This is a genomic window from Blastococcus sp. CCUG 61487 (assembly GCF_005222955.1).
In the GTDB taxonomy this organism is placed as follows: domain Bacteria; phylum Actinomycetota; class Actinomycetes; order Mycobacteriales; family Geodermatophilaceae; genus Blastococcus.
This window is the reverse complement of sequence record NZ_LWUA01000024.1, coordinates 15,617-40,234: the sequence shown is the minus strand read 5'-3', so window position 1 is coordinate 40,234 and position 24,618 is coordinate 15,617. Positions and strand designations below refer to the sequence as shown.

Annotated in this window: 24 protein-coding genes and 1 pseudogene; 14 read left to right on the top strand and 11 right to left on the bottom strand. The window is 73.2% G+C overall.

Going from position 1 to position 24,618, the window contains the following annotated elements; all coding sequences use genetic code 11:
- Window positions 1-64: 64 nt before the first annotated feature.
- Window positions 65-565: pseudogene (locus A6V29_RS22045) on the top strand (LAGLIDADG family homing endonuclease); the annotation flags it as partial.
- Window positions 566-616: 51 nt separating this feature from the next.
- Window positions 617-1,717, top strand: coding sequence for a radical SAM protein (locus A6V29_RS02740; protein ID WP_249932957.1), 1,101 nt, complete (start codon window positions 617-619; stop codon window positions 1,715-1,717).
- A 6-nt stretch (window positions 1,718-1,723) separates the two neighbouring features.
- Here A6V29_RS02740 and A6V29_RS02735 read toward each other — a convergent pair whose 3' ends face one another.
- Window positions 1,724-2,569 (bottom strand): hypothetical protein, encoded by an 846-nt coding sequence (locus A6V29_RS02735; RefSeq protein WP_137158861.1) that lies wholly within the window; start codon window positions 2,567-2,569, stop codon window positions 1,724-1,726.
- Window positions 2,570-2,783: 214 nt separating this feature from the next.
- Between A6V29_RS02735 and A6V29_RS02730 the strand changes: the two genes are divergently transcribed.
- Window positions 2,784-3,644 (top strand): lysophospholipid acyltransferase family protein, encoded by an 861-nt coding sequence (locus tag A6V29_RS02730; RefSeq protein WP_137158860.1) that lies wholly within the window; start codon window positions 2,784-2,786, stop codon window positions 3,642-3,644.
- Between the two features lie 9 nt (window positions 3,645-3,653).
- Here the strand turns inward: A6V29_RS02730 and A6V29_RS02725 are convergent, their stop codons facing one another.
- Window positions 3,654-4,187, bottom strand: a complete 534-nt coding sequence (locus tag A6V29_RS02725) for a GNAT family N-acetyltransferase (protein ID WP_137158859.1) — start codon at window positions 4,185-4,187, stop codon at window positions 3,654-3,656.
- Between the two features lie 46 nt (window positions 4,188-4,233).
- A complete protein-coding gene (locus tag A6V29_RS02720) occupies window positions 4,234-5,313 on the bottom strand; it encodes a glycoside hydrolase family 26 protein (protein ID WP_137158858.1) in 1,080 nt (359 codons plus the stop codon).
- 142 nt (window positions 5,314-5,455) lie between these two features.
- On the opposite strand from A6V29_RS02720, the gene A6V29_RS02715 reads away from it, so the two are divergent.
- The 3 genes from A6V29_RS02715 (at window position 5,456) to A6V29_RS02705 (ending at window position 10,129) form a co-directional block, all read left to right on the top strand.
- Complete coding sequence (locus A6V29_RS02715; protein ID WP_137158857.1) at window positions 5,456-7,441, top strand: glycosyltransferase family 2 protein; 1,986 nt, start codon at window positions 5,456-5,458, stop codon at window positions 7,439-7,441.
- 544 nt (window positions 7,442-7,985) lie between these two features.
- The gene (gene lnt, locus A6V29_RS02710) at window positions 7,986-9,608 is read left to right on the top strand and encodes an apolipoprotein N-acyltransferase (protein ID WP_249932953.1); all 1,623 of its coding nucleotides are present in this window, start codon (window positions 7,986-7,988) and stop codon (window positions 9,606-9,608) included.
- Complete coding sequence (locus A6V29_RS02705) at window positions 9,605-10,129, top strand: FxsA family protein (protein ID WP_170977660.1); 525 nt, start codon at window positions 9,605-9,607, stop codon at window positions 10,127-10,129. Before lnt ends, A6V29_RS02705 begins: the two co-directional genes overlap by 4 nt.
- A 69-nt stretch (window positions 10,130-10,198) precedes the next feature.
- On the opposite strand, the gene A6V29_RS02700 is transcribed toward A6V29_RS02705, so the two are convergent.
- A complete protein-coding gene (locus A6V29_RS02700) occupies window positions 10,199-10,543 on the bottom strand; it encodes an RNA polymerase-binding protein RbpA (RefSeq protein WP_137158856.1) in 345 nt (114 codons plus the stop codon).
- 206 nt (window positions 10,544-10,749) lie between these two features.
- Window positions 10,750-11,526 carry a glycerophosphodiester phosphodiesterase family protein gene (locus A6V29_RS02695; protein ID WP_137158855.1) on the bottom strand — a complete coding sequence of 259 codons (777 nt, stop codon included), beginning with the start codon at window positions 11,524-11,526 and terminating at the stop codon, window positions 10,750-10,752.
- Between the two features lie 187 nt (window positions 11,527-11,713).
- On the opposite strand from A6V29_RS02695, the gene A6V29_RS02690 reads away from it, so the two are divergent.
- Window positions 11,714-12,115, top strand: a complete 402-nt coding sequence (locus A6V29_RS02690) for a hypothetical protein (protein WP_249932952.1) — start codon at window positions 11,714-11,716, stop codon at window positions 12,113-12,115.
- Window positions 12,116-12,143: 28 nt separating this feature from the next.
- Here A6V29_RS02690 and A6V29_RS02685 read toward each other — a convergent pair whose 3' ends face one another.
- Window positions 12,144-12,383 carry a hypothetical protein gene (locus A6V29_RS02685; RefSeq protein ID WP_137158854.1) on the bottom strand — a complete coding sequence of 80 codons (240 nt, stop codon included), beginning with the start codon at window positions 12,381-12,383 and terminating at the stop codon, window positions 12,144-12,146.
- A 156-nt stretch (window positions 12,384-12,539) separates the two neighbouring features.
- On the opposite strand from A6V29_RS02685, the gene A6V29_RS02680 reads away from it, so the two are divergent.
- The 4 genes from A6V29_RS02680 (at window position 12,540) to A6V29_RS02665 (ending at window position 14,886) form a co-directional block, all read left to right on the top strand.
- A complete protein-coding gene (locus tag A6V29_RS02680) occupies window positions 12,540-12,911 on the top strand; it encodes a hypothetical protein (protein WP_137158853.1) in 372 nt (123 codons plus the stop codon).
- A gap of 112 nt (window positions 12,912-13,023) precedes the next feature.
- Window positions 13,024-13,629: a hypothetical protein gene (locus A6V29_RS02675; protein ID WP_137158852.1), complete on the top strand. Its 606-nt coding sequence runs from the start codon at window positions 13,024-13,026 to the stop codon at window positions 13,627-13,629.
- A 74-nt stretch (window positions 13,630-13,703) separates the two neighbouring features.
- A complete protein-coding gene (locus A6V29_RS02670; RefSeq protein ID WP_249932951.1) occupies window positions 13,704-14,063 on the top strand; it encodes a VOC family protein in 360 nt (119 codons plus the stop codon).
- A 118-nt stretch (window positions 14,064-14,181) separates the two neighbouring features.
- On the top strand, window positions 14,182-14,886 hold the full coding sequence (locus A6V29_RS02665) for a M50 family metallopeptidase (RefSeq protein WP_137158850.1): 705 nt from the start codon (window positions 14,182-14,184) through the stop codon (window positions 14,884-14,886).
- Window positions 14,887-14,899: 13 nt separating this feature from the next.
- Here A6V29_RS02665 and A6V29_RS02660 read toward each other — a convergent pair whose 3' ends face one another.
- Entirely contained in the window at window positions 14,900-17,257 is a 2,358-nt protein-coding gene (locus tag A6V29_RS02660) for a glycoside hydrolase family 65 protein (protein WP_137158849.1), read from the bottom strand.
- Complete coding sequence (locus tag A6V29_RS02655; protein ID WP_249932950.1) at window positions 17,254-18,000, bottom strand: HAD family hydrolase; 747 nt, start codon at window positions 17,998-18,000, stop codon at window positions 17,254-17,256. The genes A6V29_RS02660 and A6V29_RS02655 overlap by 4 nt, the downstream gene beginning before the upstream one ends.
- Window positions 18,001-18,118: 118 nt before the next feature.
- On the opposite strand from A6V29_RS02655, the gene A6V29_RS02650 reads away from it, so the two are divergent.
- The gene (locus A6V29_RS02650) at window positions 18,119-18,664 is read left to right on the top strand and encodes a YbhB/YbcL family Raf kinase inhibitor-like protein (protein ID WP_137158847.1); all 546 of its coding nucleotides are present in this window, start codon (window positions 18,119-18,121) and stop codon (window positions 18,662-18,664) included.
- Window positions 18,665-18,667: 3 nt separating this feature from the next.
- On the opposite strand, the gene A6V29_RS02645 is transcribed toward A6V29_RS02650, so the two are convergent.
- Window positions 18,668-19,480: a GNAT family N-acetyltransferase gene (locus A6V29_RS02645; RefSeq protein ID WP_137158846.1), complete on the bottom strand. Its 813-nt coding sequence runs from the start codon at window positions 19,478-19,480 to the stop codon at window positions 18,668-18,670.
- A gap of 113 nt (window positions 19,481-19,593) precedes the next feature.
- Here A6V29_RS02645 and coaA point away from each other — a divergent pair, with 113 nt between their 5' ends.
- Both coaA and A6V29_RS02635 read left to right on the top strand, forming a co-directional pair.
- Complete coding sequence (gene coaA, locus A6V29_RS02640) at window positions 19,594-20,556, top strand: type I pantothenate kinase (RefSeq protein WP_137158845.1); 963 nt, start codon at window positions 19,594-19,596, stop codon at window positions 20,554-20,556.
- A gap of 154 nt (window positions 20,557-20,710) precedes the next feature.
- A complete protein-coding gene (locus A6V29_RS02635) occupies window positions 20,711-20,920 on the top strand; it encodes a DUF5999 family protein (protein WP_249932948.1) in 210 nt (69 codons plus the stop codon).
- Here the strand turns inward: A6V29_RS02635 and A6V29_RS02630 are convergent, their stop codons facing one another.
- A complete protein-coding gene (locus A6V29_RS02630) occupies window positions 20,921-21,514 on the bottom strand; it encodes a DinB family protein (protein ID WP_137158844.1) in 594 nt (197 codons plus the stop codon).
- Window positions 21,515-21,540: 26 nt separating this feature from the next.
- Window positions 21,541-24,585, bottom strand: a complete 3,045-nt coding sequence (gene gcvP, locus A6V29_RS02625) for an aminomethyl-transferring glycine dehydrogenase (protein WP_170977659.1) — start codon at window positions 24,583-24,585, stop codon at window positions 21,541-21,543.
- Window positions 24,586-24,618: the final 33 nt, after the last annotated feature.

Here is a 24,618-nt window from a genome sequence, read left to right as displayed (position 1 = left end):
CCACTCCAGGGGACTCACCCTGGGCGGGCCGCACCAGCGCCCTCATCTGACGACCAATGACACGATGCTCGGATTCGGACGGACCGTTGCATCGCTCGAGGGCTGTGCGGAGTACCGGCGCGGTTACCTGACCGGGATGATCCGTGGCGATGCGCTGCTGAAGACGTATCGCTACGAGCGGGTCGGACGCAGCCCGGGCGACGTACATCGTTTCCGACTCGCGCTCGCGGACGTCGATGCCCTGGACCGAAGTCAGGCATATCTCGCTGATGCAGGCGTGCGAACCGACCGCTTCGACTTCTCACCGGCTACCGATCGACGGCGATCGATGGCCGGTATCAGGACACAGACTGCCGCCGGCGTGGCTGCGATCCGCACCATCGTCGAATGGCCTCCCGAAGAGTCGGATCCCTGGCGCCGCGGATTCCTCGCCGGAATCTTCGATGCCGAGGGAAGTCGAAGTCGTGGCGTCCTCCGCATCACGAATGCCGACGACGACATGTTGTCCCGGACGCAGTCGGCCTTCGCACACTTCGGCTTCGATGCCGTCCTCGAGGATCGCAAGCGTGACAACCGTGTGCGAAGCGTCCGCTTGAGGGGCGGGCTGCGTGAGCACATGCGTTTCGTCCACCTGGTGGATCCCGCGATCCGTCGAAAGTGCTCCGTGGAGGGCATCGCGATCAAGAGCGACGCCGACCTGCGCGTCGTCTCCATCGAGTCACTCGATCTCGAGTTGCCCATGCACGACATCACGACCGGCACCGGCGACTTCATCGCGAACGGCGTGATCAGCCACAACTGTTTCGCCCGCAGGACCCACGAATGGCTCGAGTTCGACTCCGGCCGCGACTTCGACACCCAGGTGGTCGTGAAGACCAACCTCGGTGAGGTGCTCCGCCGCGAGCTCGCCCGGCCGTCATGGCGGCGAGAGCACGTCGCGCTGGGCACCAACACCGACCCGTACCAGCGGGCCGAGGGCCGCTACCGGCTCATGCCCGACGTCATCCGGGCACTCGCCGACTCCGGGACGCCGTTCTCGATCCTCACCAAAGGCACCTTGCTCCGCCGGGACGTACCGCTGCTGGCGGATGCATCCCACGACGTTCCGCTCGGCCTCGGCGTCTCCATGGCCATCTGGGACGACGATCTGCACACCGCGCTCGAGCCCGGCGTGCCCACCCCTCGGGCGCGGCTGGACCTCGTCCGGGCGCTCGCCGACGCCGGGCTGCCGTGCGGCGTCTTCCTCGCCCCCGTGCTGCCCGGCCTCACCGACGACGAGGAATCCCTCGACGCCGCCCTCGCCGCGATCGCCGCCGCCGGGGCGAGCGGGGTGACCGTCATCCCGCTGCACCTGCGGCCCGGCGCCCGCGAGTGGTTCATGGCCTGGCTGCGCCGGGCCCGACCGGAGCTCGCGCCGCGGTACGAGCACATGTACGCGCGCCGCGCCTACGTATCGGCGGAGTACCGCGCCTGGCTGGCGGCCCGGGTGGCACCGCTGCTGGCCCGCCACGGCCTCGACCGCCGCTCCGGGGGTCAGGCCCGCGGGGCCGACGGCGCGATCGCCACGGGTGTCCCGGGGGACGAGGAGGTCGGCTTCCCGGCCGGCAGCCTTCCCAGCGGCGGCATGCCCGCCGTCCGATCCGAGGGCGGGGGTGGCCCTCCGACCGGCTCCGGGGCACCAGCATCGGAACCCGCCGAACAACTCGAGCTGCTCTGACGGCGGTCAGCCGACCGGTCGGGCGGAGCGGGCGACCGAGCGAGCGGCGCGCACGGCGCCACGTGGTGCCACCGGGGTCGCACCGGCGGCCAGCGCCAGCCGTCGGAACGAGTCGTAGGAGAGCTCGCGGTACGCCTCGGCCAGCGCGGACACGGCGTCCTGGCGTGACGGGGGAGCGGTGGCCTGCAGGTGACGCGCCGTCCGCCCGGCGTGCTTGGCGAAGGTCACCTGCAGCGCCTGGTTCGACAGCCGACCCCCGATCCGGGAGTCGAGCCCCGGTCCGCGCCGCAGCGCCGGCAGCACCCACGGGCTGGCGGCGAGCGCCGGGTACCGCTCGCGCAGCGTCTCCCAGGCGAACCAGGCAGTCCGCGCGCCGGGTACTGCCCACTCGCCGTCGTCGGTGCGGATGACCAGCCGGCGAGCCCCGGCGTGCACCTGGTCCCGGCGCAGTGACCTGAACATCCCGACCGGCGCCGGCCACGCGAGGGCGAGGGCGCACCACACCACCGCGCGTACGTGCTCCGGATCCGTACCGCGCAGTTCGACCAGCGGCCGCAGTTCCAGTTCGGGGGGCTCCGGCTCCGGCGTGCGTACCCGCGGGAGGGCGAGACCGCCGTAGCGCGCCACCTTGCTGTAGAGCGCGACCGTCGCCGGCTTCCACTCCCGCGCCGCAGCGACCGGCTCCAGCCCCGTCTCGGCGAGCTGGTCGGGCCCGAGGTCCAGCTCGAGCGCGGCCTCTGCCAGTCGATGCCACTGCACCTCGTACCCGGGTGGCGGCGGCCATCGCCGCCAGGCGCGACCTGCCGGAGGCACGGGCATGGCCGGAAGTGGCTGCTGCCAGGCGGCCGACATGTCGACACGTTACCGTTATCCCCAACAACATCGCACACGAAATGTGTGGTCACCTGCCAACGAACACCCCGCCGCCCTCCGGGCGGCAACAGCAACGCACCAAGGCGAGCGCCGACCTACGGGTCCGCACCGGTCGAGCAGCGACGCGTCTCGTACTTGGGGATAACGGATGACTGGCAAGGCGACCCGCAGGTCCGCCCGCTAGGGTCCGCTCATGTACACCGCCAGCTGGGGCGACGTCGTCCGGCGCGATCTGTTCGGCCCCTCGCCGAGCCGCCGCGACCGGCCCTACCGGTTCGTCATCCGACTCTGCCTGGTCGTCTTCCACCTGTTCCGCTTCAGGTTCGACGTCCGCGGCGCGCAGCACGTGCCGGCCACCGGCGGCGCGATCATCTGCAGCAACCACGTCAGCTTCTTCGACTTCACGTTCCTGGGGCTGGGCGCCATCTCCCAGCACCGGCTGGTCCGGTTCATGGCCAAGGCAGCCGTCTTCGAGCACTGGTTCGCCGGGCCGTTCATGCGCGCCATGCGGCACATCCCCGTCGACCGTGCGGCCGGCGCCGCCGCGTTCGAAGCGTCGGTGCGGGCGCTGAAGGACGGCGAGGTGGTCGGCGTCTTCCCGGAGGCGACGATCAGCCGCAGCTTCACCGTCAAGGACCTGAAGGCCGGCGCCGCCCGCATGGCCATCGACGCCGGCGTGCCGATCATCCCCGCCGCGGTGTGGGGCGGGCACCGGGTCGCCACCAAGGGGCACAAGGTCCAGCTGCGCCGCGGCGTCCCCGTCATGGTCTTCCTCGGCGAGCCGATCATCCCGGAGCCGGGGGAGAAGGTGCAGCCGCTGCTGCGGCGCACCCGGGCCGCGATGGAGGCCCTGCTGGAGGAGGCGCAGGCCGCCTACCCGGACCAGCCCTCCGGTCCCGACGACCGCTGGTGGCTGCCCACCCGGATGGGCGGTACCGCCCCCACGCCCGAGGAGGCGGCGGTCGCCGACGCCGTCCGCGCCGCGGGCCACGGCCCCAAGCCGGCCAAGAAGTCTCTCCTGCAGCGGATCACCGGCCTGGTGCGCCGCCGCTGAGGTCGAGCGTCACTCGACGACCACCGGGGCCATCAGCCTGAACGTCTCCAGCTCGACGCCGTACCAGCGGGTCATCCGGCCCAAGGGGGTCATGCCCAGCCGGCGGCAGACCGCCATCGACTGCTCGTTGCCCGGTCGCACGACGGCGTAGACCTCGGGCAGACCGGCCTGGAAGGCGCGCTCGATCACCGCCCGCGCCGTCTCGGTCGCGTAGCCGTGCCCCCAGGCATCGGGGTGCAGGTGCCAGCCGACCTCGACCTCGCCCACCCCGTCGGGCAGCGGCTTGAGGAGCACCGTCCCGGCGGGCGGTCCGCCGTCCACCGGCTGGATCGCCCAGCACCCGAAGCGCTCGTCCGCGGCGTGGACGGCGGCCCAGCGGGACACCAGCTCGGCGGGGGAGACCGTCGGCGGACCACCGAGCCAGCGGGTGACCTCGTCCCGTCCGTAGACGTCGGCCAAGCGCGCGAGGTCGCCGGTGCTGCACGTCCAGGCGCGCAGCACCACGCGCCGTGTCCGCAGCAGCTCCGCCACCTCCGCACCCATGCGGCGGTGCTACCCCGCGGGGTGGGCGCCAGACACCCCAGGCAGGTCAGTTCGGGACGACGGGACGGGCCTCGAACCCGCGCTGCCACGCGGCCACCGCGTCGGGATCGTTCTCGATCCGCCAGTCGACGCGGCGGGCCTTGTCGACCTGGTCGAACCAGATGACGCCGGCGACGTCGGGCCGTACCGCGACCTCGGCCAGCATCGCGGCGAGCCACTCGGCCTTGACCCCACCGGAGCTCGAGCTGCCCGTCTCGCTCACCCAGATCGGCCGGCTGGTGATCGCCCGGAGCTCGGCGAAGGAGGGGTCGAACAGGTCGACGAAGCTCGTCCAGCTGGTGTTCCAGCCGTCGCGGCGGTCGTCGCCCCAGTTGTAGTTGCTCACCCCGACGGCGTCGACGTACGCGTCACCGGGGTAGTACGGCGCCAGCGGCGCCGAGCCGGGGTAGACCGCGTTCGGCGCCCACAGCCAGTCGACGTTGGTCACCCCGCGGGCGACGAAGCGGTCGTGCACGTACCGCCAGGCCTGCACGAACTCCTCGACGCGGTTGCCGTTGACGGTGCCGCTCCAGGGATACCAGTTGCCGTTCATCTCGTGCATCAGCCGGATGGTCACCGGACGCCCGTAGACCGCGACCGAGTCGGCGAACAGGTCGATGTAGCCGTCGTGCTCGCCGGCCAGGATCGTTCCGAGGGAGTACTCCGGCTGCCGCGCGGTGTCCACGTCGGGGTCCCACGGCTCCCAGGTGATCGACAGCTTCGCCCCGCGGGCCGCCACGGCCTCGGCGACGACCGGATCCAGCGGCCGGTTCCGGCTCCAGGCCTCGAAGACGTCGAACACCTCCGGAACCGTTCCGGTCGCCCGGATGAAGTCGTCCAGGTCGGCGATGGTGGGGGCGGAGAGGCCCAGCACGGGGGTCCGGACGACCGGGGGAGCCACCGCCGGCGGCGGAGCCGGTGCGACGACGCCGGGCCCGGCCGGCGCCGCGGAGGGATCCGGCACCCGGCCGGAGGCGACGACGACGTAGGCGACCAGGCTCGCCAGGGCCAGCACCGAGCCGGTGAGCAGGCGCCCGGGGCGGCGTCGTGCCGACCGCCGCGGTCCGAGGGAGGCGCTGGTGTCCACGCTGCCCCATCGGCAGCCCACCCTCCGGACATGAGCCGAAGTGCGCGGTGCCGTCCCCAGCGGGGGCCGACAGCCCCCTTCGGGGTGAGGTGGACCCCGTTCGCCCTGGTCAGGGGCATCATGGCCACGCAGAGTGGACGACGTGAGCGCCCCGGAGAGCGCGCCGGACGCCGCGCGCACGCACACCCGGACGCCCGAGCCGGCACCGCGCCACGAGCGACGGGAGACCGGCCGCCTGTACGGCCGCACCGCCACCGAGGTCACCGGCCCGCCGGACCCGCCCGGTGACCAGGTCCGCTACCGGCACGCGCTCACCAGCCGCCAGCGCCGCGGGGTCCTGGCCCTCGGCTGGACGCACATGGCGGTCGCCCTCGCCCTGACCGTCGTCGTTCTGCTGCCGGGGAACCTCCCGCTGCTGGGGCGCCACCCGCTGAGCGACGCGCTGGCCGTCGGCGGTGTGGTCGTGATGGTGCTGCTGCAGCTGGTCGCCGCCTGGCGCACGTGGACGATCACCTACCACGTCCGCCGCGCGCTCGACCCGATCCCGATGCGGCCGCACCCCGGCCTCCGGGTGGCGGTGCTGACCACGATCGTCCCGGGCAAGGAACCCGTCGAGCTGGTGATGGCGACTCTGCGCGCCATGACCCGGATCCGCCACGACGGGGTGCTCGACGTCTGGCTGCTGGACGAGGGCGACGATCCCGAGGTGCGCCGGCGCTGCGCCGAGATCGGTGTGCACCACTTCAGCCGCAAGGGCCGCCTGGAGTGGAACCGGCCCGGAGGCCCGTTCCGCGCCAGGACGAAGCACGGCAACCACAACGCCTGGCGCGCCGAGCACGAGCTCGACTACGACGTCGTCGCGCAGATGGACCCCGACCACGTACCGTTCCCGAACTTCCTGGAGCGCACGCTGGGCTACTTCGGTGATCCGGACGTGGCCTTCGTGGTCGCGCCGCAGGTGTACGGCAACCTGCACGAGTCCTTCGTCGCCCGGGGCGCGGCGGAGCTCGCCTACCTCTTCCACGGCATCATCCAGCGCGGCGGCAACGGCCACGGCGCCCCGCTGCTCATCGGCACCAACCACCTGTACCGACCGACCGCCTTCCGGCAGATCGGCGGCTACCAGGACAGCATCATCGAGGACCACCTGACCTCGATGGCCCTCTACGCCGCGGTGAACGAGGCCACCGGCCGCTCCTGGAAGGGCGTCTACACCCCCGACATCGTCGCGGTGGGGGAGGGCCCGGCCACCTACTCCGACTTCTTCAGCCAGCAGAAGCGCTGGGCCTACGGCATCTGGCAGATCCTGCGCATGCACTCCCCGCGGGTACTGCCGATGCTGGGCACCGCGCAGCAGCGCCGCGCGTTCGCGGCCCTGCAGAGCCACTACCCGACGACGGCGTTCGCCTGGGTCGGGGGTGTGCTCCTGTCGGTGCTCTACCTGGTCGGCGGGGTCACCGTCACCCACCTGCCACTGGCCCTCTGGACCGCCCTGTTCGCCGCGAACGTGCTACTGGGCCTGGCCTTCACCCTCGGCATGCGGCGGTTCAACCTGGTGGAGCACGAGCGACGCTCGTGGGGGCTGACGGGCCTCGCGCTGGACCTGGCCACCGCGCCGGTCTACGTCGCGGCCGCCGCCGCACAGCTCGCGGGCCGGCCACTGGTGTACGTGGTGACCGCGAAGGGCAGTGCGGCGACCCTCGACAACTGGCGCACCTTCCGGTCGCACCTGCTGTGGGCGGGGGTCGCGGTCGGCGCCATGACCGCGGGCGTGCTGCTCGGGCACCACTACCCGGCGTTGTACGGCTGGGCGGCCCTGACCGCGCTGATCAGCCTCGCGCCCCTGGTGCACGTCACCCTCGGCGCCGTCGTCCGTGCCCTGCCGGGGCGGACGAGCCGCAGGCGTCCCAGTGTGACGGGGCGCCGGATCGGCGAGGTGCTGGTGGCCGAGGGGCTGCTCACCCAGGAACAGCTGCGGTACCTGCTGGACCTGCAGCCGGCACGCGAGGAGGGCTGGCTGCCCTTGGGCGACCTCGCGGTGGCCGAGGGCTTCGTGACGGCGGCGCAGCTCGGCCGCGGGCTGTTGCCGGCGCAGCGCCACGACGAGCTCGAGCCGCTGCCTGCCTGAGCGCCTCGGGACACGCCGTAGGTAACGATCGGATAACAGTGGCCCTCATGGTCACCGTATGTACCTGATCAAGCGCTGACTGTTCTTACAGTCCCTGCAGTTCTTCACCGGGAGCACCGCGACGTGCCTCTCCGGTTCGAGCGTGCGGGCCCCCCGGCCGGCACGGGCGGCGCGAGCCGCACCGTGCGAGCCGGGCCGCGGGGGCCGACGAACGACCGGGGGAGCGTCCGGGAGATCCGGCGGAGCCCGCGAGGCCCACGTCATCAGACAACGGTCGCGCCGGTCGCCTCCAGCGCCCGGCCGTCCGGCCCGAAGACGCCGGAGCCCCGGGGGACCCCCGCCGAGCCTGCTGGTCGAGGAGCACTCCGGCACATCCGGGGCGGCAGCGAGGCAGCCGGTCCCCGGAGTGCCCGGGAGTGGGATGCTGGGTCAGGGCCGCAGCGGCGAGTGCCGCGGCCCCGACCCCCGTCCGTCCGGTTCGGGGAGCACTCCGGTCGTCGCGGGCACCGCGCTCTGACCGGGTCGACGTCCCGGGAGGACAGGCGTGACGGCAGCACCGGACGCGCTGCTGCGGCCGACCCCCGGGGGCGACACCACGCCGTCCTCGCGGTCCGCCCGCCCCCTGCCGTGGCGCACGCTGCTGGCCGCCCTGGGCGGCCTGGCCATGATGTTGTCCTTCCCCGGCGCCTCGGTGCTCCCGCTGGCCGTCCTCGGACCCGCGGCGCTGGCCCTCGCCGTCCACGGCCGCTCCGTCCGGGGCGGGCTCTGGCTCGGACTGGTCATGGGGCTGGCGTTCTTCGTGCCGCTCCTGTCGTGGACCGGCATCTACGTCGGCCCGCTCCCGTGGCTGGCGCTCGCGGGGTTCGAGGCCCTGCACCTGGCACTGCTGGGCGGCGCCACGGCGCTGACCTCCCGGCTGCGCTGGTGGCCGCTGTGGGCCGCCGCGCTCTGGGTGGCCGACGAGGCGCTGCGCGGCAGGTTCATCCTCGGCGGCTTCCCCTGGGGCCGGCTCGGGTTCAGCCAGACCGACGGTCCGCTGCTGGCGCTGGCGGCCTACGGGGGAGTGCCCCTGGTGAGCTTCGCCGTCGCGCTGGTCGGCACCCTGCTCGCCGCCGCGGTGCTCGCCGGCGTCCGTGTGGTCCGCGCGACGGGTCCGGCGCGGCGCACCGCCGCCCGGGCGCTGGCCGGCGCGCTGGCGGGCGCCGTCGCCGTCCCGCTCGTCGGCCTGCTCGCGTGGCTGCCCCTGCCCGGCTCGTCGCTCACCGCGGGCGGCCCGACCTCGACCGTCGCGGTGATCCAGGGCAACGTGCCCCGGGCCGGGCTGGACTTCAACGCCCAGCGCCGCGCTGTGCTCGACAACCACGTCCAGCGCACGCTGGAGCTGGCCGAGGCCGTCGCGGCGGGGGAGGAGCCCCAGCCGGACCTCGTGCTCTGGCCGGAGAACAGCTCCGACATCGACCCGTACCTCAACGACGACGCCAGAGGGCAGATCGACCGGGCGGCCCGGGCGATCGACGTGCCGATCCTCGTCGGGGCGATCGTCCAGGGCCCGGGCCGGTACATCAGCAACACCGCGATCGTGTGGGACCCCGTCACCGGCCCGGGGGACACCTACGTGAAGCGGCATCCGGTCCCGCTGGCCGAGTACGTGCCGGCCCGCGGCTTCTTCAGGTTCTTCAGCACCCTGGTCGACCAGGTCACCGACCAACGGGCGGGGGAGGAGCCCGGCCTCCTCGACATCGGCGGCACCAGGATCGGCAACCTCATCTGCTTCGAGGTGGTCTACGACGGGCTGGTCGCCGACGTCGCGGACGCCGGCATGCTCGTCGTCCAGACCAACAACGCCACCTTCGGCTACACCGCCGAGAGCGAGCAGCAGCTGGCGATGAGCCGGCTGCGGGCGGTCGAGCACGGCCGGACCGTCGCGGTGGCCGCCACCAGCGGGATCTCGGCCGTCGTCGCCCCCGACGGCACCGTCGTCCGCTCCTCGGAGCTCTTCACGCCGGACGTCTTCGTGGAGGAGATCGCCCAACGGGACTCCCGGAGCGTGGCCGCGCGGCTCGGCGCCGGGCCCGAGTGGCTGCTCACCGGCCTCGGGCTGGCCGCGCTCGTGATCGCCGTCGGCCGCGGTCGCCGGAATCCGTCGTCCGCGACGGGAGCAGGATGACCGCTCCGGGCGTTAGAACGACCGTGGGACGTCGTCTGCGCATCGCTGCCGCCCTCCTCGCGATCGCCGAGGTGGTCGTGTTCGTGCTCGTGGCAAACTGGATCGGGGTGGGCGCCACCATCCTGGCCACGCTCGCCACCACCGCCCTGGGTTGGTTCCTGCTGGCCCGCCAGGGCACTCGCGCGCTGGGGGAGCTGCGGGAGAACGCCCGGACCCGGCGACCGTCCGGCCGGGCGATCGGCGACGCCGGACTCGTCGCCGTCGGCGGGCTGCTCATGGTGCTCCCCGGCTTCCTGGGCGACCTGATCGGCCTGCTGTGCCTCCTGCCCGGCACCCGCTCCGTGGTCCGCGGAGCGCTCGCGCGGCTGATCAGCTCGCGGCTGCCCGTGGGCATGCGCCCCCCGGTGCGGGTGGACAGCGTCCGGACGGCGGAGACACCGCGTCCCGACGACGCCGCCCGCCCGCCGCTGGTCATCGAGGGGGAGGTCGTGCGCGGCCCGGACGGGCGTCCGCTCACCTGATCTGCCGAGAACGCAGAGCGGCCCCGGCGGGATCTCTCCCACCGGGGCCGCTCTGCGTCGTTGCGGGTGTCAGCTGGCGCGGGTCCGCCGGCCGCGGAGCACCTCGAGCCGCTCGGCGAGGACCTCTTCCAGGTCCTCCACGGAGCGCCGCTCCAGGAGCATGTCCCAGTGCGTCCGCGGGGGCTTGACCTTCTTGGGGGCGGGCTCCGAGCCGCCCACCAGCTTGGCCGAGGCGCCGTCGAACTTGCACTCCCAGGTGTCGGGGAGCTCCGCGTCATCGGCGAAGGGCACCGTGAACAGGTGGCCCGACGGGCACCGGTACTCGGCGTACTGGCGCTCGATGGGCGCGGTGTTCCGCTCGGTCTCGTAGCTGACGCTGCCCAGTCGGCTGCCGCGCAGGGAACGCTCGCCCATGGCACACCGTCCTCTCGTACGTGGTGTCGGTCGGGACTCGACTCCGGCGCAGGGTCCAGTACCCAGACGCCGAGGAGTCACAGAGATGAACGACAGAATGTGCGGAGAGATTCCGCCGGATCAGTTGCCCATCATCGCATGGGGGGAGGTCTCGGGCACCGCCACCCCTCGCAGGGGTGAGCGCCGGACGGCTGCTGTGTCCCGGCTCACGGGGCGGGCCACTGCCCGCGCTCCTTGAGCACGTCCCGGAGCATGGCCGGCCGATCGGTCATGATGCCGTCCACGCCCAGATCCAGCATCGCCCGGGCCTCGTCGGGGTCGTCGACGGTCCACACGTGCACCTGCAGTCCGCGCGCGTGCGCGGCCGCGATGAACCGCTCGTCGACCAGCGCGCGGCCGCCGAGCTGGAGCGGCACCTGCGCGCACCCGGCCTGGATCCGCACCAGGCCGGCCGCGCGAGGGGAGTACGACGACAGACGGAGCGCCGCGACCCCGCGCGGGCCCAGCGACGTGCAGACCCCCGGACCCAGCAGCCGGCGGGCCGCCGCGACGCGCGCGTCGGAGAACGAGGCGACGCAGATCCGATCGAGCACGCCCATGCGCTGCACGAGCCGGACGAACGGTGCGAGCACGCCGGCGGTCTTGATGTCGAGGTTGAAGCGGACGTCGGGCCAGGCGCCCAGCAGATCCTCCAGGCGGACCAGGGGCTCGCGGCCACCGATCCGGGCCTGGGAGAGCTCGCTCCAGGGCAGGGAGTCGACCCGGCCGACATGATCGGTGACCCGCTCCAGCACGGTGTCGTGGAAGGCCACCAACGTGCCGTCCGAGGAGATCTGGACATCGGTCTCGAGGTAGCGGTAGCCGAGGTCCACGCACGCCTGGAACGCCGGCATGCTGTTCTCGAGGTGCTCGATGGCGCCACCCCGGTGGGCCATGGCGATGGGTGTCGGCGCGTCGAGGAAGGCGAAGCGCGCGGGGGCCACGTCGGACACGCTAGTCAGCCCTCCGGCGGTCGCGCAGACCACCCTGGGCCGTGTCTCGCGCGGTGTACTGCGCCGATGGGCGCCACCGGGTGCCGCGGGCCGCGCGGCGACCGAACCGCGTCGTTCCCGGCCCGGTGCGGCGTGTCCTCGAGGGGCCCTGTCGGCACCGGCGTCTAGCGTGCCGGTCGTGGCACAGCACGCGACCGGCACGGTGAGTCACCCTCCGCTCTCCCCCGCACCGAACCGGGGGAGAGGCGAGGAGCGACGCTGCGGCTGGTGCCGGCGGGTGCTCCCGGAGGCCGGGAACGTGGGCCGCCCGCGGCTCTACTGCGGTCAGGCCTGCCGGCAGCGCGCCTACGAGCAGCGCTCGGCGACGGCCAAGGCCGGGCTCCCGGACGACGTCGTGCTGGTGTCGCGCACCGAGCTGGACGGGCTGCAGGACCGGCTGTACCAGTTGCGCTGCGCCCTCGAGGACGTGCAGACCCTGCTGGCCGAGAAGCCCACCAAGGCCGAACTCGAGCGCTCGCTGGCCGACCTGCTGCACTCGACCGGCCGCCTCGACCGTCTCTGGGTCACCGAACGCGGCTGAGCCGGCGGCCTCCGCCACGCCGAGCTGATCAGTCCGGGTCGGACTGGTCGTCGTCCTGGTCTTCCTCGTTGTCCCCGCGGGTGTTGTCCGGCAGGTCGTCCCGGCTCTCGTCGTCGTCCTCGTTGCCGCCGGTGTTGTCGCTGTCGTCGTCCGTCGTGCCCTCGTTCGGCGTCGTCGGATCGGAGTCGCCGCAGGCGGTCAACGTCGCGCCTCCACCGAACAGCGTCAGAACGGTGAACAACGCGGCGAGCGGACGTCGGATCTGCATGTCCCGACCCTACGAAGGTCCGCGCGGGACCGCCCGTCGAAGCCGCCGACCCAGGTCACTTACGTCACTGTTACGAAATGGGGTGGGCGCAGCGGGGAGGGGGAGGGCCGCGCGCGGAACGTCCACCGCCCGGGGGCTCGGGTCTACGGTCGCCACGTGGACGGCGAGGTCGAGCCGCGGGTGTTGATCATCGGCCTGGACCCGCAGCGGGTGCCGGGGCCCTGGGACCCCACGCCGGTGGCGCGGGGGATCGCCGCGGGTCTGGAGCTGTTCGCGGCCGCAGGGATCGGCGCCCAGATCTGCCTGGTCGGGCTCGACGGGAGCGACGACATCCAGACGGTCGTGCACCGGGCGCTGTGCAGCAGAGCCTGGGAGGTCGTGGTCGTCGGGCGCGGCATCCGCGACGACCTCGAGCTGTTCGAGTCAGTGCTCAACCTGGTGCACCACTGGGCGCCTCAGGCGGCGATCGCGCTCAATGCCACACCGGAGGACACGTTCGACGCCGCCAGCCGCTGGCTGAGGCGATGAACCAGCCCCTCTCGCCCCCTCCACCGCAAGCGCCGATAATGCACATTATGTCAACTAACAGGGCGACCAGCTCCTCCGGCGGCCGACGGCGTCGCTGCGGAACGATGGCGGCGTGAGCACCTGGACCCACGTCGGCCGCTGCTGGACCAACGGCGAGCCGTTCCTCGCGCTGGACGCCGAGCTGCTGCCCGAGTGGGCCGGCGAGACCGGCGGCGACTACGAGCAACTGGTGCCGGAGCTGGACTACGACGTCACGAGCATCCCGGTCGGCTCCGGCCGCGCCGCCCTGGTGCTGACCGACGACGAGATCGGCGACGAGGGCTGGCTCGAGGTCTTCCGGGCCGACGACGGCGCGGTCGCCGTCGTCCAGGCGAGCGCCGAGCACTACCCCGCCGCGCTGGAGGCCGCCCTGGCCCTCCCCGCTGACGCGGGCGACCCCGGCGACCACGTCGCCGTCCCCACGGGGCGGCTGGCCTTCATCAGCGCCGCGCTCGACGGTGCCGGCCCCCAGGCCGCTCCCCTGGTCCCCGAGACACCGCGGTCGCTGCCCGAGACCGACGAGCACGACCAACGCCAGGACGACGCCGGCGGGCCACTGCTCCGTGCTACCGCCCACGGCTTCCGCATCTGGGTGCAGTGGTGCACCGAACTCGACGAGGACACCGCCGTGGCCCGATGGCTGCTCGTCCCCTCGTCGGGCGACATTCCGTCACAGTGACGGATCCTCCGATGAGTCGTCGTCCCCGGCGACGTCATCCCCGAGGACATCCCCATCCCGAGACAGGAGCACCCGTGCCCACGGTCAGCCCGATCATCGCCACGTCCGACCTCCCGCGCCTCGAGTCGTTCTACACCGGCCTGCTGGAGGCGACGGTGGCCGAGCGCTACCCCGATGACGGGCCGGCGTTCTTCCTTGGCCTGCGCATCGGGGACTCGCACCTCGGCCTGGTCGCCGACGACGCGGTCTCCCCCGGCACACCGGGCCGCGTGCTCCTCAGCATCGACGTCCCGGACGTCGACGCGCTGCTCCCCCGCATCGCCGGACTGGGCGGCGACGCCGGGTCGGGAGCCAACGACATGCCGTGGGGCCAGCGGGTCGCGCACGTCGCCGACCCCGACGGCAACGCGCTCAACCTCACCCAGCAGCTGTGAGGTCCGCCGATCTCGCTGTGTGCGATCCGGATCCGGCCGGCGACCAGCCTCGGAACTGAACTCCTGCCCCGGCGGCGCCTTCCCGGCGGGACCGTTCCGGTGCTGTTGACTGCCCGGCGTGGAGGCGTTGGACCGGTTCTGGGCCCGGGTCACCGCCCCGGTCCCCGGCCTCTCCCCCGAACTGCTCCTCACCACCGCCGCGGTGGCGGCGCTGCTGGTCGCCTCCCCCACCCTGTGGCGGTACAGCCGCCACGCGGTGACGATCGCGCACGAGGGCGCGCACGGCCTGGTCGCGCTCCTGGTCGGCCGCCGGCTGTCGGGCATCCGGCTGCACTCGGACACCTCCGGGCTCACGGTCTCCTCGGGCAAGCCGACCGGGCTCGGCATGGTGCTCACCTGCGCCGCCGGCTACACCGGTCCGGCGCTCATCGGCCTGGGCGCGGCCGCGCTGCTGGCCGCCGGGCACGCGATCGGGCTGCTCTGGGCGCTGCTCGGGCTGCTGGCGCTGCTGCTGGTGCAGATCCGCAACTGGTACGGCCTCTGGTCGGTGCTGCTCACCGCAGGCCCGGTGTTCGCCGCGACCTGGTGGCTGTCACCCGGCGGGCAGGCCGCCTTCGCCGCGGTGGCCACCTGGTTCCTGCTGCTGGCCGCCCCGCGCACCGTGCTCGAGCTGCAGGCGGCCCGACGCCGTCGCGGAGCGCGCGATTCCGACGCCGACCAGCTGGCCCGGCTGACCCCGCTCCCGGCGCTGCTGTGGGTCGGGGTCTTCCTCGTGGTGGACGTGGGCGCGCTCGTGCTCGGCGCCCGCTGGCTGCTGCTCTGACCGCTCCCGGAGCTCAGACCCGGTCCCGCCGACGGGGCTCGCAGCCGGGCGGCTGCTGCACCGGCTTCACCATCGGCGCCGGCGGCACGTCGAGCTCCAGCTCGGTGTGGTCGACGGTCACCCGCCGCCCGTGGTGGCGGATCTCCAGCGGGTCGCCGTCGACCAGCCGGTAGATCGCCGACGACGGCGTGACGGTGACCGTGAGCTTGCGTCCGCGGTACACGACCCGGAAGCGCAGGCGGGTGATCTGACCGGGCAGCCGCGGGGCGAAGGTGAGCTCGCCGTCGTGGTCGCGCAGCCCGCCGAAACCGGCCACGGCCACCGTCCACCCGCCCGCCAGCGAGGCCATGTGCAGGCCGTGGCCCGAGTTGCGGTGCAGGTTCTGCAGGTCGGTCAGCGCCGCCTCCGCCCAGTACTGGTAGGCGAGGTCCAGGTGGCCCGTCTCGGCCGCCACCACGCCCTGCTGGCTCGCCGACAGGGAGGAGTCCCGGGTCGTCCGCGCCTCGTAGTAGGCGAAGTTGGCGATCTTCTCCTCGAGGGTGAACGCGTCCCCGCGCAGGTGCAGCGCCATGACCAGGTCGGCCTGCTTCACCACCTGCTTCCGGTAGATGTCGAAGTAGGGGTAGTGCAGCAGCAGCGGATAGTGGTCGGCCGGGGTGCCGGCGAAGTCCCACTCCTCGTGGTGGGTGAACCCGTCGGACTGCATGTGCACGCCGCGCTGGGTGTCGTAGGGCACCGCCATGAGCGCCGCTGCCCGGAGCCACTCCGCGACCTCGTCGTCCTGCACCCGGAGGCGCGCGGCCACGTCGGGCCGCCGGGCCACCGCGCGGGCCGCTTCGCGCAGGTTTCGCTGCGCCATCAGGTTGGTGTAGACGTTGTTGTCCACGACCGCCGTGTACTCGTCCGGCCCGGTCACCCCGTCGATCCGGAAGCCGTGCTCGGCGTCGAAGTGGCCCAGCGATGCCCACAGCCGGCCGGTCTCGATGAGCAGTTCGGCACCGAACTCCTCGTCGAACTCCTCGTCGAGGGTGGCGTTGTAGTACCGGACGACGGCGTCGGCGATGTCAGCGTTGATGTGGAAGGCCGCCGTCCCCGCCGGCCAGTACCCCGAGGTCTCCTCACCGCGGATCGTGCGCCACGGGAAGGCCGCTCCGCGCAGGCCGAGCACCCGGGCCCGCTCGCGCGCCAGGTCGAGGGTCGAGTACCGCCAGCGCAGCGCGTCCCGGACGGCCCTCGGCACGGTGTAGGTGAGCACCGGCAGGACGTAGGTCTCGGTGTCCCAGAACGTGTGCCCGTCGTAGCCCGGCCCGGTGAGCCCCTTGGCCGCGATCGCCTGCCGCTCGGCGCGCAGCCCGGCCTGCAGGACGTGGAACATGCCCACGCGGACCGCCTGCTGCAGCTGGTCGTCGCCCTCGATCTCGACGTCCGCCTCGTCCCAGTGCTGGTCGAGCAGCTCGCGCTGCTCGCGCAGCAGCCGCTCGAACCCGGCGAGCTTGGCGGTGGCCAGCGCCGCGTCGACCTGGTCGCGCAGGGCGGCGCCCGAGCGGCGGGACGACCAGCCATAGGACAGGAACTTGACCAGCTTCAGCGAGGAACCGGGCGGGATGCGCGCGGCCAGCGTGTAGCGAGCCAGGTCGCTGTTGGCCTCGATGTCCTCCGTGCTGGTGTCGGGGATGTCGATGACGTGGTCCATGCCGGCGGCCATCCGCAGCCGGCTGCGGGCGGTCCGGTGCACCAGCACGGCGTGCCGGTTGCGGCCCACGGAGAACTCCGAATGCAGCGGCCGGTCCAGGGAGGCGGCGGCCCGGGGATCCTCGGTTTCCAGCCGGTTCACCTCGTTGGCCAGCAGGTCGGACTGGAGGGCCACGTAGAGGTCGCCCTGGTCGTCGATGACCTCGACCTGGTACTCGATCGCCGCGATCGACCGCCGCGCGAGGGACACCAGCCGGGTGCTGGTCACCCGCACGCTGCGCCCGCCCGGGGAGCGCCACTCGGTGACCCGCCGGAGCACGCCCGCCCGCAGGTCGAGCGTGCGCCGGTGTGACAGGACCTCGCCGTAGTTGAGGTCCATCGGCGAGTCGTTCACCAGCAGCCGGATGAGCTTGCCGTCGGTGACGTTGACGACCGTCTGGCCCTGCTCCGGATAGCCGTAGCCGGCCTCGGCGTAGGGCAGGGGCCGTTCCTCGAAGAAGCCGTTGAGGTAGGTGCCCGGGACGACGACGGGTTCCCCCTCGTCGAACGACCCGCGCATCCCGATGTGCCCGTTGGCCAGCGCGAACACCGACTCGAGCACGCCCAGCGACGAGTGGTCCACGCCGATCTCGGTGAGCGACCAGGGCTCGACCGGGAAGGTGGGGCGGCCCTCCGTCATGCCGTCTCCTCGTCGAGCAGCAGCTCCAGGTCGTCCACGACGACGTCGGCACCGGCCTCCGCGAGGGCGTCGGACTGCCCCACCCGGTCGACCCCGACCACGAATCCGAAGCCGCCGGCGCGCCCCGCGGCGACACCGGCCAACGCGTCCTCGAACACCGCGGCCTCGGCCGGCGGGACGCCCAGCAGCCGCGCCCCCGCGAGGAAGGTGTCGGGCTCAGGCTTTCCGCGGAGCCCCTCGCGGGCAGCGACGAGCCCGTCGACGCGGACGTCGATCAGGTCGGCGAAGCCGCCCGCGGCGATGACCTTCTCGCCATTGGCCGAGGCGGTGACGACGGCCGTCGGGAGCCCCGCCGCCTTCACGGCGCGCAGGTAGTCGACCGAGCCGGGATAGGTCTCGACGCCGTGCTCGTCGAGTTCGCGCAGGACCATGTCGTTCTTCCGCGTCGCGATCGCCTGCACCGTCGCCGCCTCCGGGCTGTCGCCCGGCTCTCCTTCGGGGAGCGTGATGCCCCGGCTGGCGAGGAAGCCCCGGACGCCATCGGCCCGGTGCTTGCCGTCGACGAAGCTGTTGTAGTCCTGCTGGCTGAACTCGGGCTGGCCGGGTGCGAAGCGTTCCAGGAACTCGTCGAACGTCCGCTTCCAGGCGGCCATGTGCACGGTGGCCGTGCGCGTGAGGACGCCGTCGAGGTCGAAGAGACAGGCGCGGATGGGCGCAGGCAGCCCCAGGCCGGGATCAGGCACGTCCGGGACGCTACCGGCGTCGGCGGGCCCGCACGTGCCGACCGCATCGTGCGCGCGTCCGCGTCCCTGCCTAGGGTCGCCGCAGGAGCCCCCATCCACCGAGCCCGAGAGGACCGCCATGGCCGACCGACCGCTGCCGCCCGATCCGTACCAGTTCCTGCCCCAGGTGCCCGGCTTCACCCTGACCAGCACCGACCTGACCCACGGCGGCACCTGCCCCACGCCGCAGGTCAGCGGGATCATGGGCGCCGGCGGGGAGGACCGGTCGCCGCACCTGTCGTGGTCCGGCTTCCCGGAGGCCACGCGCAGCTTCGCCGTCACGGTGTTCGACCCGGACGCACCCACGGCCAGCGGCTTCTGGCACTGGGCGGTCGCGAACGTCCCGGCCTCGGTCACCGAGCTGCCGGCCGACGCCGGCAACAAGGACGCGCCCGCCCTGCCCGACGGCGCGGTGCAACTGCGCAACGACGGCGGCTTCCACGGCTACGTCGGGGCCGCTCCCCCGGCGGGGCACGGCCCCCACCGGTACTTCGTCGTCGTCCACGCCGTGGGCACCGACGCCCTCGACGTCGACGCCGACACGACACCGGCGGTGCTCGGCTTCAACCTCTTCTTCCACACCCTGGCCCGCGCGACCATGGTCGTCACCTACGAGCAGACCTGACGGTCAGCCGGCCGGTGGTTCGGCCACGCCCGTCGTGGCCACCCGCGCGAACCCGGTCCGTTCGTAGACACGGGCCACGTCGTCGTCGCCGGCTGCCATGAAGACGACGTCCGCGGTCTCCCGGCCGTGCGCGACCAGCGCCGTGGCGATGCCCGCGCCCAGCCCACGGCCACGGAGCCGCGGCGTCGTCGCCAGGCCGATGATCTCGCTGACCACCGCCCCACCGATGTCGACCGGCTGGTGCAGCCCGACGGCCACGGGCTCGCCGTGCTCGATCGCCACCATCATCACCGTCCGGCCCGATGCGATGCGCTCCCGCAGGGCGGCGGTGCCGGGGGTGGACAGCGGCTCGGCGGCGGGAACGGCGTCCGGCACGTCGGCCGGCCCGCCGGGATGGGCGAAGGCGACCGCCGAGACCCCGAGGTAGTGCGGCAGCTCCGGGTCCTCGGCGCCGACGAGGTAGAGCCGCACCCCGGCGGGGAAGAGCAGCTCGACCTGGTCGTCGGCGACCAGGAGCGGGAGCTCCTCCACGGCCAGCCCGGCGCCGCGGGCCGCCGCGGCGACCTCCGGGGTGCACTCCTGGATCCACTCGAGGGCGGGCGGCAGCCCGGCGGACTCCTGCAGCGCCAGCGCGGCGCGCACGTCGGCGACGGTGACCCCGGTGTCCCGTTCCGGCGCGGGACGCGCGGGATAGGGCCAGGCCGGATCGGTGAGCGGGACGGCGAGCGCGCCCACCCGCTCCATCCGCGCGTCCGGCAGCGGCGCGGCAGCGTAGTAGCGCTCGATGCACTCGAGCAGTCCCGGGCGCGCTGGCACAGGCCGACCCTAGACCGACCACGCCTCCGGACCGGTCCGACGGCGCCCCCGAGCACCTCCGCCCACCCCGACGGGTGACCCGCGCGTAGGGCGTCCTGACGGCGGACGGCACGATGGGGGGCGTGACGGCAGGTACACGGGGGTCCATCTCGCCCTACGCGGTGTTCGACCGCGAGTCATGGCGGGCGCTCGCGGCGGGCTCGACCCTGCCCCTGGACGAGGCCGACCTCTCGGCGCTGGCCTCGCTGGGCGACCGCATCGACCTCGACGAGGTGGCCACCGTCTACCTGCCGCTGGCGCGCCTGCTCGGGCTGCACGTCACGGCGAGCCGCCGGCTGTGGGCCGCGCAGAGCGAGTTCCTCGGTGACACGACGGCGAAGGTGCCGTTCGTCATCGCGGTGGCGGGCAGCGTCGCCGTCGGCAAGAGCACCACCTCGCGGCTGCTGCAGACGCTCCTGGCCGCCACCCCCGACTCCCCCCGCGTCGACCTGGTGACCACCGACGGGTTCCTGCTGCCCAACGCCGTGCTCGAGGCGCGCGGGCTGATGGCCCGCAAAGGGTTCCCGGAGAGCTACGACCGGCGGGCGCTGCTGCGCTTCCTGGCCGACGTGAAGAGCGGCCGGGAGGAGGTGTTCGCGCCGGTGTACGACCACCGCGCCTACGACATCGTCCCGGGCAGCCACCAGGCCGTCGACCGGCCGGACATCCTGGTCGTCGAGGGGCTCAACGTGCTCCAGGCCGGCCGCCGCGCCGACGGGACCGCGCCGGAGGTCTTCGCCTCGGACTTCTTCGACTTCTCCGTCTACGTCGACGCCGCCGAGGCCGACATCCAGCGCTGGTACGTGGAGCGCTTCCTCGCGCTGCGCCGCACCGCGTTCGCGGACAGCTCGGCGTTCTTCCACAGGTTCGCCGACCTGACCGACGAGGAGGCGCGGGAGACGGCGCTGGGTATCTGGGCGGCGGTCAACGGGCCCAATCTGCGCACCAACATCGCGCCCACCCGCTCGCGCGCCCGCCTGGTGCTGCAGAAGTCGGCCGACCACTCGGTGCGCCGGATCCTGCTGCGCAAGCTCTGAGCTCTCCGGTTCGGCAGATCTCCACCACCCCGTCGGAGTGACGTGGTGACTTCGGTCACTTTCCTGGCGCTTCAGCCGCCCGCACACTGGGTCGATCCGTAACCGAACGATCACCATCAGCTACTGCCGGCGCCTGCCGGCCGACGGACGGACCATGACCATGTGCGCTCACCCCACCCCGTGCCCCGACGCCGCGAGCGAGGCGCGCGACCTCGCCGCCGTCGTCAGCAGCCACCCCGAGCAGGGGTGGAGCCTGCTCTGCAACGGCGTCGTCCTCTTCGACGACGACGGCGAGCTGCTCCCCGACGGCCGGGCCATCGCCGACCCGCACACCTGGCTGACCCCGGAGCGCCTCAGCGCCTGACTACGGGGCCGACGCCTGCCGCGCGGCCGCCTCCAGCCGGTCGCGGTAGTCCCGCCACCAGGTCTCGTCGCGCTGGGGCAGGTCGTCACCGACCCCCTGGTTGCCGACCGACCCGTCGATCAGTTCGCGGACGATGTCGGCGTGCCCGGCGTGCCGGTGCGTCTCGCCGATGACGTGGACCAGCACCCGGTGCAGCGTGACCTGAGCGCCGCCGTCCCCCCACCACGGAACCCGGCCGACGGTGTCGAGCGGTAGCTCCTCGACCACGGCGTCGACCTGCGTCCAGGCGCTGCGGTAGCCGGCCAGGACGTCCTCCCGCGACTCCGTCGCAGCGGCCCACATGGTGACGTTGTCCTCGATCTCGTCACCGGAGAACCACGGGTGCGGCCGGCCCACCGGCCGGCCGAACGGCACGCTGAAGTAGGCGATCTCGACCAGCCCGAGGTGCTTGACCAGGCCGAGCAGGTTGGTGCCGGTCGGTGTCAGCGGCCGGCGGACGTCGTACTCCGAGAGCCCGTCGAGCTTCGCGATCACGACGTCCCGGGCCTCCTGCAGGTACGCCAGGAGGTCGGCCTTCGGGTCCTCGACTGTCATGCGGACACGATGGCACGAGACTCCGGTCAGCGAGCCCCGACGACGTCGGCCGTGGTCCCCAGGTCGTCCGGGGCGCCGGCCGCGCGGTCCGGAGTCGACCCGTTCGCCTCCGGTGCGTGCTCGCCGAAGTCGTGCTCGGCGAACGCCTCCGGCGGCGGGCACGCGCAGACCAGGTTGCGGTCGCCGTAGGCCTGGTCGATCCGCCGGACCGGGCTCAGGTAGCTGCGCCCGTGCAGGCCGCGCACCGGGTAGACCGCCGTCGTCCGCGGATAGGGCCGCGCCCACTCCCCCGCCAGCATCGCCAGCGTGTGCGGCGCGTTGCGCAGCGGGTTGTCGGCCCTGTCGAACTCGCCGGTGGCGACCTTCTCGATCTCCGCGCGGATGGTCACCATCGCCTCCACGAAGCGGTCGAGCTCCGCCTTGTCCTCGCTCTCGGTCGGCTCGACCATGAGCGTGCCCGCGACCGGGAAGCTCATCGTCGGCGCGTGGAAGCCGAAGTCGATCAGCCGCTTGGCGATGTCGTCGTTGGTGACGCCGGTGGCCTTGGTGAGCGGCCGGATGTCGAGGATGCACTCGTGCGCGACCAACCCGGTCGCCCCGGTGTAGAGGACCGGGAAGTGCTCCTCGAGCCGCTCGGCCAGGTAGTTGGCGGCCAGGATGGCGTGCTCGGTGGCGCGGAGCAGCCCGTCGGGGCCCATCAGCCGGATGTAGGCCCAGGAGATCGGCAGGATGCTCGCCGAGCCCCAGGGGGCGCCCGAGACGACGGGCCCCTCGGTGCCGGTGCCGACCACCGGGTGCCCCGGCAGGAACTCCACGAGGTGCTCGCGGACGCCGATCGGGCCCACACCCGGGCCGCCGCCGCCGTGCGGGATGCAGAAGGTCTTGTGCAGGTTGAGGTGGCTGACGTCGGAGCCGAACCGCCCCGGCTTGGCCAGCCCGACCATGGCGTTGAGGTTCGCTCCGTCCACGTACACCTGCCCACCGGCGTCGTGCACGGCCGCGCAGATCTCCTGGATGTCGGCCTCGAACACCCCGTGCGTCGACGGGTAGGTGATCATGATCGCGGCGAGCCGGTCGGCGTGCTGGTCGACCTTGGCGTGCAGGTCGGCGACGTCGACGTTGCCGGCCTCGTCGCACGCGACGACGACGACCCGCATGCCGGCCATGACGGCGCTGGCCGCGTTGGTGCCGTGCGCGGAGCTCGGGATCAGGCAGACGTCGCGGTGATCTTCACCGCGCGAGCGGTGGTAAGCGCGGATCGCCAGCAGCCCGGCGAACTCGCCCTGCGAGCCGGCGTTGGGCTGCACGCTGACCTTGGCGTAGCCGGTGACCTCGGCCAGGTAGTCGCAGAGCTCGTCGATCAGCTGCCGGTAGCCGCGGGCCTGCTCGGTGGGCACGAACGGGTGCAGGCCGGCGAACTCGGGCCAGGTGATCGCCGCCATCTCCGTCGCGGCGTTGAGCTTCATCGTGCAGGAGCCCAGCGGGATCATCGTGCGGTCCAGCGCGAGGTCCTTGTCGCTGAGCATGCGCAGGTAGCGCAGCATCGCGGTCTCCGAGCGGTGCGCGGAGAAGACCGGGTGGGTCAGGTACGCGGTCCGCCGGCGCAGGTCGGCCGGCAGTGCGTCGCCGCCGTCGGCGTCCAGCGCCGCCTCGTCGAGGGTGACGCCGAACGACTCGGCGACGGCGTGCAGGATCGCCGGCGTCGTCGTCTCGTCGCAGGCCACCTGCACGGTGTCGGCGTCGACCTGCCAGAGGTTGATCCGTCGTGCGGCCGCAGCCGCCACCACGTCGGCCGCCCGGCCGGGCACGGAGACCTGCAGGGTGTCGAAGAAGTGCTCGTGGGCGAGGGTGAGCCCGCCCGCCCGCAGGGACTGCGCCAGCACGGTGGCGCTGCGGTGCACCCGGGCGGCGATGGCGGCCAGCCCCTCGGGACCGTGGTAGACCGCGTAGGCACCCGCCATGACGGCGAGCAGCACCTGGGCGGTGCAGATGTTGCTGGTCGCCTTCTCCCGGCGGATGTGCTGCTCGCGGGTCTGCAGCGCGAGCCGGTAGGCCACGTCCCCGTCGGCGTCGACCGAGACCCCGACCAGCCGGCCGGGCAGCTGCCGGGCCAGGCCCTCGCGGACGGCGAGGTAGCCGGCGTGCGGACCGCCGTAGCCCATCGGGACGCCGAACCGCTGGGTGGTGCCGCAGGCGACGTCGGCGCCCCACTCCCCCGGTGCCTCCAGCAGCGTGAGGGCGAGCAGGTCGGCGGCGACCACGACCGAGGCGCCGGCCTCGTGCGCGGCGGCGGCCAGCGCGCGGTGGTCGCGGACGGCGCCGCTGGCTGCCGGGTAGGACAGCAGGACGCCGAAGGCCCCGGCCTCGGGGAGGTCGGTGGGCCAGCCCTGCGAGAGGTCGGCGACGTGCAGCCGGATGCCGAGGGGCTCGGCTCGCGTCTCCAGCACGCCCAGGGTCTGGGGCAGGGTGTCGGCGTCGACGACGAAGACGGCGTCCGCGGGGACGGACCGGCCGGCGCGGCGGACCAGCGTCATGGCCTCGGCGGCGGCGGTCGCCTCGTCCAGCATCGAGGCGCCGGCGACGTCGAGGCCGGTCAGGTCGGCGACCATCGTCTGGAAGTTGATCAGGGCCTCGAGCCGGCCCTGGCTGATCTCGGGCTGGTACGGCGTGTACGCGGTGTACCAGGCCGGGTTCTCGAGCACGGTGCGCTGGATCACCGAGGGGGTGACGGTGCCGTAGTAGCCCAACCCGATCATCGAGGTGTAGACCTCGTTGGCCTCGGCGCGCTCGCGGAGCGCGGCCAGGACGGCGGCCTCGTCCTGGGCAGCGGGGAGGGCCAGCGGCGTGCGGTCGCGGACGCCCTCCGGGACGGCGGCGTCGACCAGCGACTCCAGCGTCTCGTGGCCGACGACGGCCAGCATCTCCGCGGTGTCACCGGCGCGTGGCCCGATGTGCCGGGCGGCGAAGGAGCCCGCGGGGTCCAGGGAGGTCAGCGAGGGAAGGGCGCCGGCGAGCGGCAGGACGGCGTCCCCCACCTGCTCGTCCACGGGCCCGGCAGCGCGGTCGGTCACTGCTGGAACGCTACCAGCGCGGATCGCCGCGAC